16 protein-coding genes are annotated in these 16,764 nt (G+C 63.9%); 6 read left to right on the top strand and 10 right to left on the bottom strand.

Annotation, left to right across the window (positions count from 1 at the left end; genetic code table 11):
• Position 1: 1 nt before the first annotated feature.
• Positions 2 to 820 (top strand): co-chaperone DjlA, encoded by an 819-nt coding sequence (gene djlA, locus ACRCYW_RS12560; RefSeq protein ID WP_438550414.1) that lies wholly within the window; start codon positions 2 to 4, stop codon positions 818 to 820.
• 74 nt (positions 821 to 894) lie between these two features.
• On the opposite strand, the gene ACRCYW_RS12555 is transcribed toward djlA, so the two are convergent.
• The 3 genes from ACRCYW_RS12555 to ACRCYW_RS12545 all read right to left on the bottom strand — a co-directional run bounded on the left by ACRCYW_RS12555 (position 895) and on the right by ACRCYW_RS12545 (position 3,364).
• On the bottom strand, positions 895 to 2,250 hold the full coding sequence (locus tag ACRCYW_RS12555) for an NCS2 family permease (RefSeq protein ID WP_438550413.1): 1,356 nt from the start codon (positions 2,248 to 2,250) through the stop codon (positions 895 to 897).
• 255 nt (positions 2,251 to 2,505) lie between these two features.
• Entirely contained in the window at positions 2,506 to 2,841 is a 336-nt protein-coding gene (locus ACRCYW_RS12550) for a hypothetical protein (RefSeq protein ID WP_438550412.1), read from the bottom strand.
• A gap of 133 nt (positions 2,842 to 2,974) precedes the next feature.
• Positions 2,975 to 3,364, bottom strand: a complete 390-nt coding sequence (locus ACRCYW_RS12545; protein ID WP_438550411.1) for a nuclear transport factor 2 family protein — start codon at positions 3,362 to 3,364, stop codon at positions 2,975 to 2,977.
• A 100-nt stretch (positions 3,365 to 3,464) separates the two neighbouring features.
• Here ACRCYW_RS12545 and ACRCYW_RS12540 point away from each other — a divergent pair, with 100 nt between their 5' ends.
• Positions 3,465 to 4,205 (top strand): AraC family transcriptional regulator, encoded by a 741-nt coding sequence (locus tag ACRCYW_RS12540; RefSeq protein WP_438550410.1) that lies wholly within the window; start codon positions 3,465 to 3,467, stop codon positions 4,203 to 4,205.
• Positions 4,206 to 4,469: 264 nt separating this feature from the next.
• Here ACRCYW_RS12540 and ettA read toward each other — a convergent pair whose 3' ends face one another.
• The gene (ettA, locus tag ACRCYW_RS12535; RefSeq protein ID WP_438550409.1) at positions 4,470 to 6,137 is read right to left on the bottom strand and encodes an energy-dependent translational throttle protein EttA; all 1,668 of its coding nucleotides are present in this window, start codon (positions 6,135 to 6,137) and stop codon (positions 4,470 to 4,472) included.
• 304 nt (positions 6,138 to 6,441) lie between these two features.
• On the bottom strand, positions 6,442 to 7,290 hold the full coding sequence (locus tag ACRCYW_RS12530) for a lytic transglycosylase domain-containing protein (protein ID WP_438550408.1): 849 nt from the start codon (positions 7,288 to 7,290) through the stop codon (positions 6,442 to 6,444).
• A 341-nt stretch (positions 7,291 to 7,631) separates the two neighbouring features.
• Here ACRCYW_RS12530 and ACRCYW_RS12525 point away from each other — a divergent pair, with 341 nt between their 5' ends.
• Genes ACRCYW_RS12525 through ACRCYW_RS12515 form a run of 3 tightly spaced genes read left to right on the top strand, consistent with a single transcriptional unit; the run spans position 7,632 to position 10,412 of the window.
• A complete protein-coding gene (locus ACRCYW_RS12525) occupies positions 7,632 to 8,372 on the top strand; it encodes a glycosyltransferase family 2 protein (RefSeq protein WP_438550407.1) in 741 nt (246 codons plus the stop codon).
• A complete protein-coding gene (locus tag ACRCYW_RS12520; protein WP_438550406.1) occupies positions 8,369 to 8,734 on the top strand; it encodes a lipid-A-disaccharide synthase N-terminal domain-containing protein in 366 nt (121 codons plus the stop codon). Before ACRCYW_RS12525 ends, ACRCYW_RS12520 begins: the two co-directional genes overlap by 4 nt.
• Complete coding sequence (locus ACRCYW_RS12515) at positions 8,724 to 10,412, top strand: ArnT family glycosyltransferase (protein ID WP_438550405.1); 1,689 nt, start codon at positions 8,724 to 8,726, stop codon at positions 10,410 to 10,412. The genes ACRCYW_RS12520 and ACRCYW_RS12515 overlap by 11 nt, the downstream gene beginning before the upstream one ends.
• 68 nt (positions 10,413 to 10,480) lie before the next feature.
• Here the strand turns inward: ACRCYW_RS12515 and ACRCYW_RS12510 are convergent, their stop codons facing one another.
• Together ACRCYW_RS12510 and ACRCYW_RS12505 are read right to left on the bottom strand one after the other, a co-directional pair.
• A complete protein-coding gene (locus ACRCYW_RS12510; protein WP_438550404.1) occupies positions 10,481 to 11,479 on the bottom strand; it encodes an NAD-dependent epimerase in 999 nt (332 codons plus the stop codon).
• Positions 11,476 to 12,873, bottom strand: a complete 1,398-nt coding sequence (locus tag ACRCYW_RS12505) for a UDP-glucose dehydrogenase family protein (protein ID WP_438550403.1) — start codon at positions 12,871 to 12,873, stop codon at positions 11,476 to 11,478. Before ACRCYW_RS12505 ends, ACRCYW_RS12510 begins: the two co-directional genes overlap by 4 nt.
• A gap of 292 nt (positions 12,874 to 13,165) precedes the next feature.
• Between ACRCYW_RS12505 and ACRCYW_RS12500 the strand changes: the two genes are divergently transcribed.
• Positions 13,166 to 13,774, top strand: a complete 609-nt coding sequence (locus ACRCYW_RS12500) for a YitT family protein (protein ID WP_438550402.1) — start codon at positions 13,166 to 13,168, stop codon at positions 13,772 to 13,774.
• Positions 13,775 to 14,022: 248 nt separating this feature from the next.
• Here the strand turns inward: ACRCYW_RS12500 and ACRCYW_RS12495 are convergent, their stop codons facing one another.
• From ACRCYW_RS12495 to ACRCYW_RS12485, 3 genes are read right to left on the bottom strand one after another with little or no spacing between them, the layout of a single operon-like run.
• On the bottom strand, positions 14,023 to 14,817 hold the full coding sequence (locus ACRCYW_RS12495) for a heme ABC transporter ATP-binding protein (protein ID WP_438550401.1): 795 nt from the start codon (positions 14,815 to 14,817) through the stop codon (positions 14,023 to 14,025).
• A 15-nt stretch (positions 14,818 to 14,832) separates the two neighbouring features.
• Positions 14,833 to 15,864, bottom strand: coding sequence for a FecCD family ABC transporter permease (locus ACRCYW_RS12490; protein WP_438550400.1), 1,032 nt, complete (start codon positions 15,862 to 15,864; stop codon positions 14,833 to 14,835).
• Positions 15,861 to 16,709, bottom strand: coding sequence for a heme/hemin ABC transporter substrate-binding protein (locus tag ACRCYW_RS12485; protein WP_438550399.1), 849 nt, complete (start codon positions 16,707 to 16,709; stop codon positions 15,861 to 15,863). The genes ACRCYW_RS12490 and ACRCYW_RS12485 overlap by 4 nt, the downstream gene beginning before the upstream one ends.
• Positions 16,710 to 16,764: the final 55 nt, after the last annotated feature.

Here is a 16,764-nt window from a genome sequence, read left to right as displayed (position 1 = left end):
CATGCGTATTTGGGGTAAGGTGCTTGGCGCCTTCTTCGGTTTTCTGCTCGGCAACATCTTCGGTGCCCTGCTTGGCCTCTGGATAGGTCATCGTTTCGATCGGGGCATGGGCATGTCGTTCCGCCGTGCCCCCACCCAGCAACAGCAGGCGGTCTTCTTCCACGCCACCTTCGCCGTCATGGGCCACATCGCCAAGGCGAGCGGCCAGGTCACCGAACACGAGATCCGGGTCGCCTCCAACCTGATGGACAGGATGCGCCTCTCCGGCGAGCAGCGGGTGCGGGCCCAGGAGTCCTTCCGTCAGGGCAAGGAGAGCGGCTTCCCCCTGCGGGAGACGCTCGCCGAATTCCGCCAGGCGAGCCAGGGTCAGCGCGACATCCTGCGCTTTTTCCTGGAAGTCCAGCTGCAGGCGGCCTTCGCCGATGGCAGCGTGGAGGCCGATGAGCGCGCCATCCTGCAGACAATTGCCGACGAGCTGGGTTTCAGCCGCATCGAGCTGGCGCGGATCCTGGCCATGGCCGAGGCGCAGATGAACTTCTTCAAGCACGGCCAGTATCAGGGGGGTGGCCAGGGGCAGCAGTATCGCCAGGAGGCGCCCTCAAAGGATCGTCTCAAGGATGCCTATCAGCTGCTCGGGGTGAGCGAGAGCGACAGTGATCAGGAGATCAAGCGCGCCTATCGCAAGGAGATGAGCAAGCACCACCCGGACAAGCTGGCGGCCAAGGGGTTGCCACCGGAGATGATGGAGATGGCCAAGGAGAAGACCCAGGAGATCCAGCAGGCCTGGGAGTGGATCCGCGAGGCCCGCGGCATTCGTTAACCGCACGATTCATCTGCAATCAGCCATAAAAAATGCCCGTCGATGACGGGCATTTTTGTTTGCGGCAACCGCGCTTACTGGCCGTCGACCCAGACGAACTTGATCACGAACAGCAGGGCGACCACCAGCACGCAGGGGTTGATCTCGCGCCAGCGGCCCGTGCCCGCCTTCATCACGCAGTAGGAGATGAAGCCCACGGCGATCCCCTCTGTGATGGAGAAGCTGAACGGCATCATGACGGCGGTCATGAAGGCCGGCACCGCTTCGGTCAAGTCTTCCCACTTCACCCGGGTGAGCTCGGAGCACATCAGCACGCCCACGTAGATAAGGGCGCCAGCGGCGGCATAAGCCGGCACCATGGCGGCGGCGGGGGAGAAGAAGATCGCCAGCAGGAACAAGATACCGACGACGATGGCGGTCAGGCCGGTGCGGCCACCGACGGCCACGCCCGAGCTGCTCTCGATATAGGCAGTGACGGAGGAGGTCCCCATGAAGGCGCCACCGACGGAGCTGACGCTGTCGACCACCAGGGCCTGTTTCATGCGCGGGAAGTGTCCCTTGTCATCGGCCAGCTTGGCGCGGTTGGTGACCCCGATCAGGGTACCGGACGAGTCGAACAGGTTGACCAGCATGAAGGAGAAGATGATCCCCGCTAGGCTGATATCGAGCGAGCCCATCAGATCCAGCTGACCGAACACGGGAGTGATGCTCGGCGGCATGGAGACGAAGCCCTTGAAGCTGACATCCCCGAACAGGAAGCCCAGCCCTGTGGTGACCACCATGGAGATAAGCACGGCGGAGTGCACGCCGCGGGCGGAGAAGATGCAGATCAGGAAGAAGCCGAGCAGACCCAGCAGGCAGGGCAGGGAGGTGAGGTTGCCCACCGTCACCATGGTAGCCGGGCTCGCGACCACTATGCCGGCGTTGTGCAGACCGAGCAGGGCGATGAGCAGGCCGATGCCGGCTGTGATGCCGACCCTCAGGGTGAGGGGGATATTGGCGATGAGCCAGTAGCGCACCCGCAACAGGGTGAGGATCAAGAGCCCCAGAGCGCCCCAGAAGATGGTACCCATGCCAATCTGCCAGGAGTAACCCATGCCGGCCACCACCACGAAGGCGAAGAAGGCGTTCAAGCCCATGGCGGGGGCCAGGGCGATGGGCAGGTTGGCCAGGAGCCCCATCAGAATGCTGCCGATACCGGCGATGAGGCAGGTAGTGACGAACACGGCCTGGGTGTCCATGCCCGCGGCGGAGAGGATCTGCGGGTTGACGAAGACGATGTAGACCATGGTCAGGAAGGTGGTGATCCCGGCGATGACCTCGGTGCGGGCCGTGGTGCCATGACCTTTCAGGGCAAACAGACGATCGAGCAATCCCTGCCCGGCCGCCGGGCTGGTGGCCTGTTCGGTGGCGTTGTGTGGTTGATTCATGTTGGATTCCAATGGGTGACGTGAAATAAGCAGCAGGGATGGCCAGACCCATCCATAGGGAGACTGACCCTGTCATTGGCGATTTCATCGCCAGACTCGTCCTGATACCGTGACAGCGCGCACATTTTTACACAGGCGGGCGCGTTTACAAACCCCGGATCTGCGAGACGGATCAATGAATAGAGCAAAAATTCAAACGTTTGCCATGGCGGTAGAGAAAATGAGTTTCGATAGGCGCTTTCCGGGGGCCGGGGCTCAGAGGGTCTTGAAGTAACGCTCCACCAGCTGGGCCAGCAGGGCATCGCTGCGCTCCTGCAACAGGCTTAAGGTCAGCCCCATGCGCTGCAGCAGCATGCCGGCCTGCTCCTCGCTCAGCTTGCGCCCCTCGACGAAGAACTCCTGCTCCGGCAACTGCTTGTCATGGCGCGGGATCAGCACCCAGCTCACCCGTTCGGGTTCCAGGGTGGCGAAGATCCGGCTGGCGGCCAGGCAGAAGGTATCGATGTGGCTCTTGCCATCCGGCCCGAGACAACCGGGCTCGATGCGGATCTGGATGTTGAGTTTCTTCGCACTGCCTGTGGTCTGCTGCATGGCCTGGTATCGCTGGGGAAAGAGGCTGATTATAGAGGGTTGCCGCCCTCTTGAGAGCCCCACGAATGGCGGGAGAGGCCGAAATAGTGGAGCTCGATGAGAGAGGCTACCCGGAGTCCTGCCCGGGACTGAGTTACTGCACGCTCCCCAGCCGACGGTCTGCCGCGGCGCCGCTCACCATGCGGGTGAGCTCTTCGCAGCACAGGATCCGGCCCTCTTGCACCACGAAGTGGGCGAACACCTCTATCTGGGCGCGAGTGCCATCCGCCTTGGTGACGTCGACCCTGTGGTGGGTCAGCACTTCCTCCTGCTGGCTGGCGATGGCCAGGATGGTGACCTGGATGGCGCTGGTGATCTGCTTGAGCTTCGCCATATGAGCGACGAACCCCGCATAATCCAGGGACTCGCCATCGACCCGCTGTTGGTAGTGTGGCGAGAAGAGGGCCGAAATCCTGGCTTCGTCGTGCAGAGGGGTGCAGACAATCTCGAACAGCGCCTGTTCAACGATAGTGGATGGATTCATGGGCATATTCCGCGGTGGTGGGGTGAGGGAACCAGCATAGGGTCGGATCGCCCTGGTATAGTAACGACAGTCTGACATTCAATACGGAGCAGCGGCCATCGTGACTATTGAGCAGATCGCGAGTCTGATACATCCGCGCAGACATGAAACCCAGTGGCACCGGCATCCGACCTGTCAGCTCTACTGGGTCAGGCGGGGCATGATCATGGTGGAGACCGGGCAGGCACAGTACGCACTGACCCTGGGCAGCGTAGGCTGGTTTCCCCCCGACTGGGGGCACGGCGCCTGGATCTCGGCGGACAGCGAGTGCCATAGCCTGCATCTGGACTCGCTGCTCTGTGCCGGGTTGCCGGCCTCTCCCTGTGTGCGCGCCGCGGATCACTTCCTGTTGCTCCTGCTGGAAAGGGTCCGGCTTGCCCACGAGCAGGCCCCTGGCGAGCCATATCTGGCGCATCTGCTGACGCTCATGATCGACGAGATAGAGCGGGCTGCCGAGCTGCCATTGCAACTGCCTCTCCCCACAGACAGGCGAGCGCGGCAGGTGGCAGAGTGGCTGCTGGCACGGCCAGAGAGCGCCATTCATCAGGACGCGCTGGCGCAGCAGAGTGGCCTGAGCAGCCGCACCCTGAGCCGCCTGTTCAGCCAGCAGACCGGCCTCAGCTTCAGCCAGTGGCGGCAGCAGGCGAGGCTCATTCACGCCCTCGGCCACTTGTTGCAGGGGGAGGCCGTGGCCCAGGTCGCGGGGCGCTGCGGGTACGAGAACGTCAGCGCCTTTATCGCCGCATTCAGATCGCGCTTCGCGCTGACCCCGGGGCAGTTTCAGGCTCGCCAGATGAGATGAGCCTATTCCGGCTATCCGGTCTTCTCGCCGGCAAAGAGTCGGACATTCAAGGGGGCGTGGCGGGACAATAGGGTGAAGAAACGGTTTGGGATGAGGTGTTCTTGCGCCGTCCTTGGATAAGCAGGCATCACCCGTTTTTGCTAATCACAAGGTCGTCGGGGGCGTTGAGACTGTCTTGCCTGTGGCTGCCGGCAATTCGCCTGTCCAACATCGGAATAAAAAAAGGGGAGCCTGTGCTCCCCTTGTGTGTTGTGCTGACTCGCCTTACTTGGCGATGCGCTTGTACTTGGCGCGATGGGGCTGGACGGCCTCGGCGCCATAGGTCTTCTTCTTCCACTCTTCGTATTCGGTGAAGTTGCCCTCGAAGAATTCGATCTTGCCCTCGTCCTGGTAGTCCAGGATGTGGGTGGCGATGCGGTCGAGGAACCAGCGATCGTGGGAGATGACCATGGCGCAACCCGGGAACTCCAGCAGGGCGTTCTCCAGAGCGCGCAGGGTTTCGATGTCCAGATCGTTGGTCGGTTCATCCAGCAGCAGCACGTTGCCGCCGGTCTGCAGCAGCTTGGCCAGGTGCAGACGGCCGCGCTCACCACCGGACAGCTCGCCGACGCGCTTCTGCTGATCCGAGCCCTTGAAGTTGAAGCGGCCGATGTAGGCGCGGCTCGGGAACTCGTAGTTGCCGATGCGCAGGATATCCTGGCCGTCGGCGACCTCTTCGAACACCGTCTTCTTGTCGTTCATGGTGTCGCGGAACTGATCCACCGAGGCCAGCACCACGGTATCGCCCAGGGTGATGGCGCCGGAGTCCGGCTGCTCCTGACCCGACATCATGCGGAACAGGGTGGACTTGCCGGCACCGTTGGGACCTATGATGCCGACGATAGCCCCCTTCGGAATGGAGAAGGATAGGTCGTCGATCAGCAGCCTGTCACCGTAGGATTTGCGCAGGTTCGCCACTTCCACGACCTTGTCGCCGAGGCGGGGTCCGGGCGGAATGAACAGCTCGTTGGTCTCGTTGCGCTTCTGGTAGTCGTTGGTGTTGAGCTCCTCGAAGCGAGCCATACGAGCCTTTGACTTGGCCTGACGGCCCTTGGGGTTCTGACGAACCCACTCCAGCTCCTTCTCGATGGACTTGCGACGGGCGGCTTCCGAGCTCGCTTCCTGGGCCAGACGGGCGTCTTTTTGCTCCAGCCAGGAGGAGTAGTTGCCCTCCCAGGGGATGCCTTCGCCACGGTCCAGCTCCAGGATCCAGCCCGCCACGTTGTCGAGGAAGTAGCGGTCGTGGGTGATGGCGACCACTGTCCCCTCGTAGTCGTGCAGGAAGCGCTCCAGCCAGGCCACGGATTCCGCATCCAGGTGGTTGGTCGGCTCATCCAGCAGCAGCATGTCCGGCTTTTCCAGCAGCAGGCGGCACAGGGCGACCCGGCGGCGTTCCCCCCCGGAGAGGTGCTTGATCTGGGCATCCCAGGCCGGCAGGCGCAGGGCATCGGCCGCACGCTCCAGCTGGTTTTCCATGTTGTGGCCGCCCTGGGAGGCGATGATGGCCTCCAGCTCGCCCTGTTCACGGGCCAGCTTGTCGAAGTCGGCATCTGGATCCGCGTAGGCTGCATAGACCTCGTCCAGACGGGCCATGGCGCGTTTCACGTCGCCGACGGCCTCTTCGACCGCATCGCGCACTGTCTGCTCCGGATCCAGCTTCGGCTCCTGGGGCAGGTAGCCGATCTTGATGCCGGGCTGTGGACGGGCTTCCCCTTCGATCTCGGTGTCTATCCCGGCCATGATGCGCAGCAGGGTGGATTTACCGGCGCCGTTCAGACCCAGCACGCCTATCTTGGCGCCCGGGAAGAAGGAGAGGGAGATGTTCTTGAGAATATGACGCTTGGGCGGCACGACCTTGCCGACCCTGTTCATGGTGTAAATAAATTGAGCCATTGGCTAATTCTCTTCCTTTTCAGCAGCTTAATGTCTTGGCATTAACGAACTGATGGCGTGGTGGGTCCAGGTCGGCCGTGGCCAACCCGGTTCCAAAAAACCCGTCGATTGTAAACCAATGGGAGAGGGGCGGCAAAGCGGGCAGCGGGACCTGCATCCCATCTGTGCATCCCTCTCGGCTCGCAGGGGCCAGGCGCCGTGATGAGCGGGCGCCCCGCCCATCAGAGAGCCTTAAGGAATGCTTAATTCGGGGCTTATAGGCTGTGCTTGGGGCCGGTGTGAACGCGGATCCTCTGATGATACGTCAGCGCGCCGGTGTCCTGGTCTTCTTGGTCTGGTCATGACCCGAGTAGTAGAGCACCCGCTGTACATACTCCTGGGTCTCCTGATAGGGGGGAACGCCCCCATAGCGGACCACGGCCTGCTCGCCGGCGTTGTAGGCGGCGCTGATCCTGATCCAGTCGGGGCCGAACTGCTTCTCCAGCCATTTCAGATAGATCATGGCGCCGCGAATGTTTTGCTCCGCATCGAACGGACGCGTCACCCCGAAGCGCGCCTGGGTCTCGGGGATGAGTTGCATCACCCCCTGCGCCTGTTTGGGAGAGACGGCGAGGCTGTTGAGATTGGACTCGGCGATGGCGATGGCCAGCGCCAGCTGGGGATCGACCCTGTGGCGCTTGGCGGCCTGCTTGATCATGCCGGCGAGCTTCTGCTTGCTCATGGACTGGCGGGCCAGATAGCCCTCCTGATCGAAGGGGACGCCGGGGCGTACCCAGGGGGCGCCCCCCGAGCCGCCCCCCGCACCACAGGTGCCGAGCGGTGCGTTGCCCACCCGCTCGTTGTAGTAGCGGGCGGCCTGCTGGTTGCCCAGACGCATGGCCATGGCGAGATAGGTATTGGCCTGGCGGGTGCTGCGGATCCCCTGAGGCCCGCGGGCCAGCAGGCGGCCGATACGAAAATAGGCTTCCGGATTGCCGAGGCTGGCGGCGATGCAGTAGTGGGCGATGGCCTGCCTCGGGTTGCTGCGCTCCATGGCCGTTCCCTGGCGCAGGGCGCTCATCGCCTTGGGGGCCTGGCGAAAGTTGTCTGCATGGGTCGATGTGGTGGCCAGCAGGAGCAAGAGCCCCCAGCCCCAAGTGCAGAGTCGCTGCATGATGGATACCTCATTTTCGTATCCGCAAGATATAGGTTCTGGATGAGCGGGTTGCCAGCCGGACGTTGGAACATGTGGTTATGTATGGAGCCACCAGAGATGAAAACGGTATGGAACCTTTGGCAGGCAGATAAAATGACGCTGATGGGCTTCAAAAGCAGCCTTTTTGTGAGGTGCCCAGGAGATAATGGTCATTCAATTTCATTGATGTTTTTGTTAATTGATGGGTGCTAGACTGTGGCTGGTGAAGTTCAAGTTATTGTATTTATATGAATTAATGGGGTTTTGGCTCTATTTTCAAGATCGGGTTGATCACAACTTTTTTGGATCGGGAAGGGCATATGGGTTCTTCAATCGCGGTATCTGTGGTGGTGCCTGCCAAGGATGAGCGGGACAATCTGGCTCCCCTCATCGGCGAGATAGAGGCTGCCCTCGGTGGGCAATATGACTACGAGTTGATCTACGTGGATGACGGCAGCGAGGATGACAGCTATGCCGTCCTGTGCGAGTTGAAGGCGCGTTTCCCCTCCCTTCGCGTGGTGCGTCATGCCAGGGCCGTCGGTCAGAGCATGGCGGTGCTGAGCGGGGTGCGCCACGGCCGCGGCGAGTGGCTGGTGGTGCTGGACGGTGACGGCCAGAACGATCCCGCCGACATCCCCCCCATGCTGGAGGAGGCCAGGCGCCGCTTCGCGGCGGATCCGAGCCAGGTGGGCCTTATCGGTCATCGTGTCAACCGCCGTGATGACTGGGTGAAGCGCCTATCCTCCAGACTGGCCAACGGTTTTCGCGATTGGCTGCTGCGAGACGGCATCCCGGATACCGGCTGCGGGCTCAAGGTAGTGCGCCGCGACTGGTATCTGTGCCTGCCCGCCTTCAACCATATGCATCGTTACATTCCGGCCCTGATCCAGGCCCAGGGGGGACACATGTCCCCCTGGCCGGTCAACCACAGACCCAGGCTGGCGGGGGCCTCTAAATACGGGGTCTGGAACCGGCTCTGGGTCGGGCTGGTGGACGTGGTCGGCGTCTGCTGGCTGCAGCGCCGCTCCAAGGTGGTCGAGGTCAGGGAGACATTGGAGTGATCGATGCCTTGCTCTCCCTGCCGCTGACCTGGCTGGACTGGACGGGCCTGTATGTCACGGGCTGGAAGCTTATCGGCTACACGGGGGCGCTGATGTTCGGCGGCCGCTGGCTGGTGCAATTCATCGCCTCCAGACGGGCCGGCAAGCCGGTGATCCCGCGTCTCTTCTGGTACATGAGTGTGCTCGGCAGCCTGATGACCCTGAGCTACTTCGTCTTCTCTCCCAAACAGGACTCCGTCGGCGTGCTGCAGAACCTCTTCCCCACCTTTACCGCCCTCTACAGCCTCTATCTGGATATCCAGCACAGGGGCTGGAAGCGTGACAAGATCCCCCAGGATGACGAGGCCCGCCATGGTCGATGATCGCCCCCTGCTGAGCCAGAGTTCCCTCGGCTGGCTGCTGTTGACGGCGCTGGTGGTGCTGGCCGCCGGCCTCGGCCTGCGGGATCCCTGGCCCGCCGACGAGCCCCGCTTCGCCCTGATCGCCAAGGAGATGGTGGAGAGCGGCCAGTGGCTCTTCCCCATGCGCGGCGGCGAGATCTACCCGGACAAGCCTCCCCTGTTCATGTGGGGGATAGCGATAGGGTATTTGCTGACCGGCTCCATCAAGGTGGCCTTCCTGCTGCCTTCGCTGCTGTCTGGCTTGCTGACCATCTTGCTGGTATGGGACCTGGGGCGTCGGTTATGGAACCCGGCGGTCGGCTTTATGGCCGGGCTGTTGCTGCTGTTCACCGTCCAGTTCACCCTGCAGGCCAAGACGGCCCAGATCGACGGCCTGGTCACCTTCTTCATCACCCTGGGGGTCTACGGCTTCGTCCGCTTCCTGCTCTGCGGTGGCGGCTGGCGCTGGTACTGGCTCGGCTGGTTTGCCGCCGGGCTCGGCATCATCACCAAGGGGGTGGGGCTGCTGGCCCTGCTGATCCTGATCCCGGCACTCTGGACCCACAGGGACAGGATCCGTACCGCGACCCGGGCCGACTGGCTCAGGGGGCTGGCGGGGCCGCTGTGCATGCTGCTGGCCATCAGTCTCTGGCTGGTGCCCATGCTGCTCGCCGTGGCCCAGAGCGGTGATCCCGTTCTGCAGGCGTACCGGGACAACATCTTGTTGCGCCAGACGGTGACCCGCTACGCCAACGCCTGGCATCACGTCAAACCCTTCTGGTATTACCTCACCGCCGTCATACCGCTCTTCTGGTTGCCCCTCTCCCTGCTGCTGCCCTGGCTGGTGGTGGCGTGGCGCAGGGCCATCCTGGGGCAGGACAAGCGCATCATACTGCTGCTCGGCTATCTGGTGCTAGCGGTGCTCTTCTTCTCCCTCTCGCCGGGCAAGCGCGGCGTCTATGTCACACCGGGGACGCCGGCGCTGGCCCTGTTGGCTGCGCCCTTCATCGCGGAGCTGCTGATGCGGCGTTGGCCTGGGCGGCTGCTCGGGGGGGTAGGTTGGCTGCTGGGCATCGTCTGCATCGGGGGGGGGCTGGCGCTGGCCTTCAGCGCCAAACTGGCGACCCGGCTCGGGGATCTGGGGCCTGCGCCCTGGTTGCCCTTGCTGGCGATGGGGGGGGCTCTGCTGCTCATCAACGCCCTGCTGCGCCGGGCGCCCCTCAGCGCCATTCTCTGTTCCTTGGCGGTGGGCTGGCTCATCTATTCCAGCTGGATCACGGTGCGGCTCAACGACATGCGCACGCCCCGTGAGGTGATGACACTGGCGGCCGAGCGGGTGCCTTTGGAAGATGAACTGCTGCTGGCGGGATTCAAGGAGCAGCATCTGCTGTTCAGCCAACAACCACTGAAGCATTACTCTTACCAGATGCCGGATGAACAGCAGGCCCGTGAGGCGGCCGCCTGGATCGCCGCGGCCCCGGGACGCTGGGTGTTGGGGGCCGCCGATCTGATGGAGCGCTGCTTCGAGCCAGATCGCATGGATAACCTCGGCAATCGCCATCGCACCGACTGGCTGCTGGCCCGGGCCTATGCCCTCAAGCCGGTGTGCATGGGGCTGACCCCGACGACAGTGCCGTTCAGTTACACCCCTGGGCCCTGAACCGGGACTATATAAGAGGGGCTGCCAGTGGCAGCCCCTCTTGCATGGCCAGAGCGGGAGTGGGGCGATCAGACCCCATAGTAGTCCCGGTACCAATGGACGAAGCTGGCGACCCCTTCGGCCAGCCCGACCCTGGGTCTGTAATCCGTCACCTCGAACAGGGACTCGGTGTCGGCCCAGGTGGCGACCACATCCCCGGGCTGCATGGGCAGCATATTGCGGATGGCGGACTTGCCCAGTGCAGCTTCGATGGCCTCTACGAAATCCAGCAGCCGCACCGGGCTGCCGTTGCCTATGTTCAGCAGCCGGTAGGGGGCTGAGCTGGTGTCGCTCTGCCCCTGCCAATCCGGGTTCGCCTGGGGAGGGCGATCGGCGACGCGCACTATCCCCTCGACGATGTCGTCGATATGGGTGAAGTCCCGGCTGAGCCGGCCCTGGTTGTAGATGTCGATGGATTCACCCGCGAGGATGGCGCGCACGAACTTGAACAGCGCCATGTCGGGGCGCCCCCAGGGGCCGTAGACGGTGAAGAAGCGCAGGCCCGTGGTGGGCAAGCCGTAGAGGTGGGAGTAGGAGTGGGCCATCAGTTCGTTCGCCTTCTTGCTCGCCGCGTAGAGGGAGACGGGGTGATCGACCCCGTCCGAGGTCTTGAACGGCATCTGCTCGTTGAGGCCATAGACCGAGCTCGACGAGGCGTAGACCAGGTGCTGCACTCCCTGATGGCGACACCCTTCCAGCACGGTGAGGGTGCCGGTGAGGTTGCTGTCGGCATAGGCAAAGGGGTTGTCGAGGGAATAGCGCACACCCGCCTGGGCGCCGAGGTGGATCACCCGATCGAACCGCTCTTGGGCGAACAGCTTTGCCATGGCGTTCCTGTCGGCGAGGTCCATCCGCTCGAAGCGGAAGCCGGGGAGGGGCTGGAGCCGTGCGAGGCGCGCCTCCTTGAGGCTCACCTCGTAGTAATCGTTGAGGTTGTCGATGCCGACCACCCGATGGCCGTCAGCGCAGAGGCGCTGCGCCACATGGAAGCCGATAAAGCCGGCGGCGCCGGTGACCAGGTATTTCATCGTGCTTGCTCCAGTCGGGGTTTGGGTTCCTGGCGTGGCGGTGGGTCCTGGGGAGCCACTGGCTCCAGGCTGTCACCCCGGCCGATGGCGTAGTAGGTGAAGCCGCGCTGGTGCAGGCGTGCCGGGTCGTAGAGGTTGCGACCATCGAAGATGACGGCCTGTTTCAGGGTCCGCAGGATCAGCGCGAAATCGGGGGCGTGGAACTGCTGCCACTCGGTGCAGATGAGCAGGGCATCGGCCCCCTTGAGGGCCGCCTCCTGGGTGCCGCACAAGGTCAGGTCGTCCCGCAGTCCGTAGAGGTGCTGGGCCTCGTTCATGGCCTGGGGATCGAATGCCTGCACCTTGCCGCCGGCGGCCCAGATGGCCTCCATCAGCACCCGGCTCGGCGCCTCTCGCATGTCGTCCGTGTTCGGTTTGAAGGCGAGCCCCCAGAGTGCGAAGGTGTGGCCGCTCAAGTCGGTGCCAAAGTGCTGGAACAGCCGCTCGGCGAGCCTGTGCTTCTGGCGATCGTTGACCTTCTCCACCGAGCGCAGCAGGGGCGCCTCGCAGCCGATCTCGCCGGCGGTGTGGATCAGCGCCTTCACGTCCTTCGGGAAACAGGAGCCACCATAGCCACAGCCCGGGTAGATGAAGTGGTAGCCGATGCGTGGATCCGCCCCTATGCCCTTGCGCACCGCTTCGATGTCGGCCCCCAGCTTCTCGGCCAGATTGGCCATCTCGTTCATGAAGGAGATCTTGGTGGCCAGCATGGCGTTGGCAGCGTACTTGGTCAGCTCGGCGCTGCGCTCATCCATCTGGATGATGCGGTCGTGGTTGCGGTTGAAGGGGGCGTAGAGCTCCTCCAGCAGAGACATGGCGTGGGCCGAGTCGGTGCCTATGATGATGCGATCCGGCCGCAGGCAGTCGGCCACGGCGGCCCCCTCCTTGAGAAACTCCGGGTTGGAGACCACCTCGAGCGGGAGGTGGGCGCCGCGCTCGCGCAGGATGGCGTCGATGTGCTGACGCACCCACTGGGCGGTGCCGACCGGTACGGTGCTCTTGTTGACGACCACCTTGCCAGCCTGCATCAGACGGCCTATGGCGCCGGCCACCGCCAGCACGTGCTGCAGATCGGCGCTGCCATCTTCATCCGGCGGGGTACCCACCGCGATGAAGATGAGCTCGGCAAAGCTCACCCCTTCGGCGACGTCCGTGGTGAAGTGCAGGCGACTGGCCTGATGATTGGCCTGCACCATGGGAGCGAGGCCGGGCTCGAAGATGGGGATGATGCCCTCCTTCAGGCGCTCGACCTTGCCGGCATCCACATCCACGCAGGTCACCTGATGACCCATCTCGGCCAGCACGGCGGCCTGCACCAGACCAACATAACCAATCCCGAATACGGCGACCCTCATCCTTGTGCTCCACAGGCAGTTGCAAGGCACTCATTTTAGAATGATTCCGCGTCGCGAGCAGCGGGAACCGTCCGGTTTTTCAGCCTGCTGTCAGGTTTGACGGGCCCCGTGAGATATTTTGGTGCAAGTGTTGTAACGCATCCCTGACGCGCACCATTTTGGCGCATCCTCTGGCGCTATTGTGATCCGGGTCACTCAAAACGGACACTGTCCCCATAACGAAGCCCGGCGCACCGGGCTCGCGCCCCAAGAGGGCAACTCACACTCTTTTACTTCGCTATGGACTTTGGTTATGGACAACAAACCCCGCTCGGCACATCCGGTCTATGAGGATGTGCTCGCCATGCTGACCGCGTCAGGCTTCATCTCTCTCGGCATCTTCCTGTTTCATCAGGTGGGCCTGCTCACCGGCGGCACCGCAGGCCTCGCGCTCCTGCTGCAACAGGTGACGGGCCTGAGCTTCGGCCTGCTGTTCTTCACCATGAACCTGCCCTTCTACGCCCTGGCCTGGCTCAGGATGGGGCCGCGTTTCACCCTCAACACCTTCGCGTCGGTGGCGACCGTCTCCTTCATGACGGATCACCTCAATGCCGTGCTGCAGATAGGCAAGATAGAGCCCGTCTACGCGGCCCTCATCGGCGGCACCCTGATCGGCATGGGGCTGCTCATCATGTTCCGCCACAAGTCGAGCCTGGGGGGCTTCAACATACTGGCGCTGTTTATCCAGGACAGGTTCGGGATCCGCGCAGGCAAGCTGCAAATGGGGCTGGATTGCACCATAGTCATCGCCTCCTTCTTCGTGGTCTCCCCCTGGCTGCTGGCCCTCTCCGTAGTCGCGGCCATCCTCTGTAACCTGGTGTTGACACTCAACCACAAGCCGGGCCGTTATCAGATAGCCTGATGTGGGTCTGCCAGTCGAAACACACAGAGCGCCTTAGGGCGCTCTGTTGTTATCCGCGTCTTGCTGACGAATTCGCGACTACACCACCATGGGCAGGCCGGTATCCGGGTGATGCAGCACCTGGGCCGGGTAGTCGTATATCGGGAGGGCGACGAGCTAGGCGTTACACCACCATGGGCAGGCCGGTATCGGGATGGTGCAGCACCTGGGCCGGGTAGTCGTATATCGGGAGGGCGACGAGCCCGGCGTTACACCACCATGGGCAAACCGGTATCGGGATGGTGCAGTACCTGGGCCGGGTAGTCGTAGAGCCGGGCGATAAGCTCGGGGGTGAGCACCTCGGCGGGAGTGCCGTCCGCCATCAACCGACCCTGCTCCAGCATCACCAGCCGGTCGGCGTAGCGCGCCGCCAGGTTCAGATCGTGCAACACCACCAGCACGGCCGTGTTGCGGCCGGCGAGGGCGCGGGCCATGGTGAGCAGCTGATGCTGGTACTTGAGATCCAGCGCCGAGGTGGGCTCATCCAGCAGCAGCAACCTGGGTCCCTGCGGCTCCTCCGGCGCTTGCCAGATCTGGGCCAGCACCCTTGCAAACTGCACCCGCTGGCGCTCCCCCCCCGACAGGCCGGGGTAGAGGCGCCCGGCCAGATGCTCGACCCCGGCGTGGGTCATGGCGGCCCTCACTATCTCGTCGCGGCGGCGGCCCGGTTCGCTGTGGGGTAACCGCCCCATGGCCACCACCTCCTCACACAGGAAGGGGAAGTTCAGGGAGGAGCTCTGGGGCAGCACCCCTAGCCTGTGGGCCAGATCCGTGCTGGCCCAGGCTTGGCGATCGCGGCTAAACAGGGCTATCTCGCCGTCATAGTCGAGCTCCCCGGTCAGGCACTTGAGCAGCGAGCTCTTGCCTGCGCCGTTCGGACCGAGCAGGGCGGTCAGGGTGCCCGCCTGCAGAGAGAGGCTGAGTCTGTCGAGGATGAGGCGTCCCCCCCGGCTGAGACTGAGGTTTTTGCAATCCAGGAGGGGAGAAGGGATGGGTCCGGGCAAGATGACGATCTCCTGTTACAGCGTCCGGCGGCTCTTGACCAAGAGCCAGATGAAGAAGGGGGCGCCGAGCAGGGCCGTGATGATGCCCACCGGCAGCTCGGCGGGAGCCAGCAGGGTGCGGGCCAGCATGTCGGCGCCGAGCAGCAGGGCGGCGCCCAAGAGGGCGGAGAGGGGCAGCAGGCGCACGTGGTTCGGGCCGGCCAGCAACCGCACCAGATGAGGGACCACCAGGCCGACGAACCCTATCATGCCCGCCACGGCGACGGCGACCCCGACCCCGGCGGCGGTGAGCAGGATGAGGCGGCGCTTGAGGGATTGCACATTGACCCCCAGATGGCGCGCCTCTCCTTCTCCCAGCAGCAGGGCGTTGAGGGGATTGGCATCGCGCACGAACAGCAGCAGCAGTATGACCAGGGTCGCCAGGGCCAGGGCGACGTCCATGGGCTTGCCGGCGGCCAGGGAGCCCATCTGCCACAGGCTGAGGTTGCGCAGCATCTGGTCGTCGGCCAGATAGGTGAGCAGGCCGATCACGGCGCCAGACAGGGCCGTGATGGCGACCCCCGCCAGCAGCATGATGGTGACCGAGGTCCCCCCTTCCCGGGTGCCCAGCAAATATACAAGCGTGGTGGTCAGGGCGCCGCCGAGGAAGGCGAGCAGGGGCAGTAGGCCGAGGCCGAGCAGGGTCTGCAACTGCTGGCCCAGGGGAGCCAGCAGCACGATGGCGAGCGCCGCCCCCAGGGCCGCGCCGCCGGAGACCCCTATGATGCCGGGGTCGGCGAGAGGATTGCGAAACAGCCCCTGCATCACGGCGCCGCAGAGGCCGAGTATGCCCCCCACGGCGATGCACAGCAGGGTGCGTGGCAGGCGGATCTCTTGCACTATCAGCAGCTTGTGCGCTTCTATCCCGCTCTCTTTGCCGGCAAACAGGGCCTGCAGGCTCTCGCCAAGGGTCAGGGACATGGGGCCGGTCGCGAGGGACCCGATCAGGAGCAGTGCCAGCACACCGCCGGTGAGGGCGAGTAGCCAGGGCAGGGGCAGACGCATCATGAACCCTGCTGGATCCACTGGGCTATCTGGTTGGCCTGTTGCAGGGAGCGCAGGCTGAGACCCCCTTGCAGGGCATGGCCGTCGATGGCGTGGATGGCCTTGTTCTTGCCTGCCGGGGTGGCGGTCAGGGCCGGCACTTGGGCCAGCACGCTGTCGATGTTCTGATACTGCTGCCAGTCACGACCGCTTACCAACACCAGATCCGGCTGCATCTCGATGAGGGCTTCGGTGGAGACGGGCTTGTAGTCGTGCAGCTGAGCCACAGGGTTGACGCCCCCCGCCAGGGTGATCAGGGCGCTGGCGGTGGTGTTGCCGCCGGCGATGCTGGTGGGCTGACCCTTGTGCAGCAGCAGGAAGGCGACCTTGAGGGGCTTGTTCTGCCTGGCCTGGGCCGCCAGCTTGTCGCTTTGGCTGGCGATGTCGGCCTTGAGTTTGGTTCCCGCGGCCGGGGTGCCCAGCAGACCGGCCAGGGTGTCGATGCGCTCGTTGAGGTTCGCGAGCGTCGGGGCCGTGGCCATGACATCGACCTTGACGCCGGCGCGGCGCAGCTGCTCCAAGGTGGCGTTGGGACCCATCTCGTCGCTGCCTACCACCCGAGTGGGGGAGAGGCTCAGGATCCCTTCGGCGGCCAGGGCGCGGTGGTAGCCGACCTTGGGCAGGTTCTTGGGTTCAGGGCTGCTCACATCGGTGGCGATGATGCTCGACTCGCCACCCAGTGCCAGAATGAGTTCAGTGGTGGCCGGACCGACGCTGACGATGCGCTCTTGCGCCACCGCAGGCAGGGCAGACAGGGAAAGAGTGGCGCAGCCGAGCAGGCTGAGCGCGAGGGCAAAACGACGGCCCATGCGAACCTCCGAGGGATCAATGTAGAGTGGAATTGCCGCCGAGAATATCAATCCG

This window comes from Aeromonas sp. (assembly GCF_051657805.1).
In the GTDB taxonomy this organism is placed as follows: domain Bacteria; phylum Pseudomonadota; class Gammaproteobacteria; order Enterobacterales; family Aeromonadaceae; genus Aeromonas.
Note: the sequence above shows the minus strand (reverse complement) of the source record. Positions and strands in the feature narration are given on the sequence as shown.

What these genes read in the sequence shown, in the direction of transcription:
- ACRCYW_RS12555 (WP_438550413.1), bottom strand. Translation starts at nt 2,250, where the DNA reads ATGAATCAACCACACAACGCCACCGAACAGGCCACCAGCCCGGCGGCC.
- ACRCYW_RS12490 (WP_438550400.1), bottom strand. Translation starts at nt 15,864, where the DNA reads ATGATGCGTCTGCCCCTGCCCTGGCTACTCGCCCTCACCGGCGGTGTG.
- ACRCYW_RS12485 (WP_438550399.1), bottom strand. Translation starts at nt 16,709, where the DNA reads ATGGGCCGTCGTTTTGCCCTCGCGCTCAGCCTGCTCGGCTGCGCCACT.
- djlA (WP_438550414.1), top strand. Translation starts at nt 2, where the DNA reads ATGCGTATTTGGGGTAAGGTGCTTGGCGCCTTCTTCGGTTTTCTGCTC.
- ACRCYW_RS12515 (WP_438550405.1), top strand. Translation starts at nt 8,724, where the DNA reads ATGGTCGATGATCGCCCCCTGCTGAGCCAGAGTTCCCTCGGCTGGCTG.
- ACRCYW_RS12505 (WP_438550403.1), bottom strand. Translation starts at nt 12,873, where the DNA reads ATGAGGGTCGCCGTATTCGGGATTGGTTATGTTGGTCTGGTGCAGGCC.
- ACRCYW_RS12510 (WP_438550404.1), bottom strand. Translation starts at nt 11,479, where the DNA reads ATGAAATACCTGGTCACCGGCGCCGCCGGCTTTATCGGCTTCCATGTG.
- ACRCYW_RS12550 (WP_438550412.1), bottom strand. Translation starts at nt 2,841, where the DNA reads ATGCAGCAGACCACAGGCAGTGCGAAGAAACTCAACATCCAGATCCGC.
- ettA (WP_438550409.1), bottom strand. Translation starts at nt 6,137, where the DNA reads ATGGCTCAATTTATTTACACCATGAACAGGGTCGGCAAGGTCGTGCCG.
- ACRCYW_RS12500 (WP_438550402.1), top strand. Translation starts at nt 13,166, where the DNA reads ATGGACAACAAACCCCGCTCGGCACATCCGGTCTATGAGGATGTGCTC.
- ACRCYW_RS12545 (WP_438550411.1), bottom strand. Translation starts at nt 3,364, where the DNA reads ATGAATCCATCCACTATCGTTGAACAGGCGCTGTTCGAGATTGTCTGC.
- ACRCYW_RS12525 (WP_438550407.1), top strand. Translation starts at nt 7,632, where the DNA reads ATGGGTTCTTCAATCGCGGTATCTGTGGTGGTGCCTGCCAAGGATGAG.
- ACRCYW_RS12530 (WP_438550408.1), bottom strand. Translation starts at nt 7,290, where the DNA reads ATGCAGCGACTCTGCACTTGGGGCTGGGGGCTCTTGCTCCTGCTGGCC.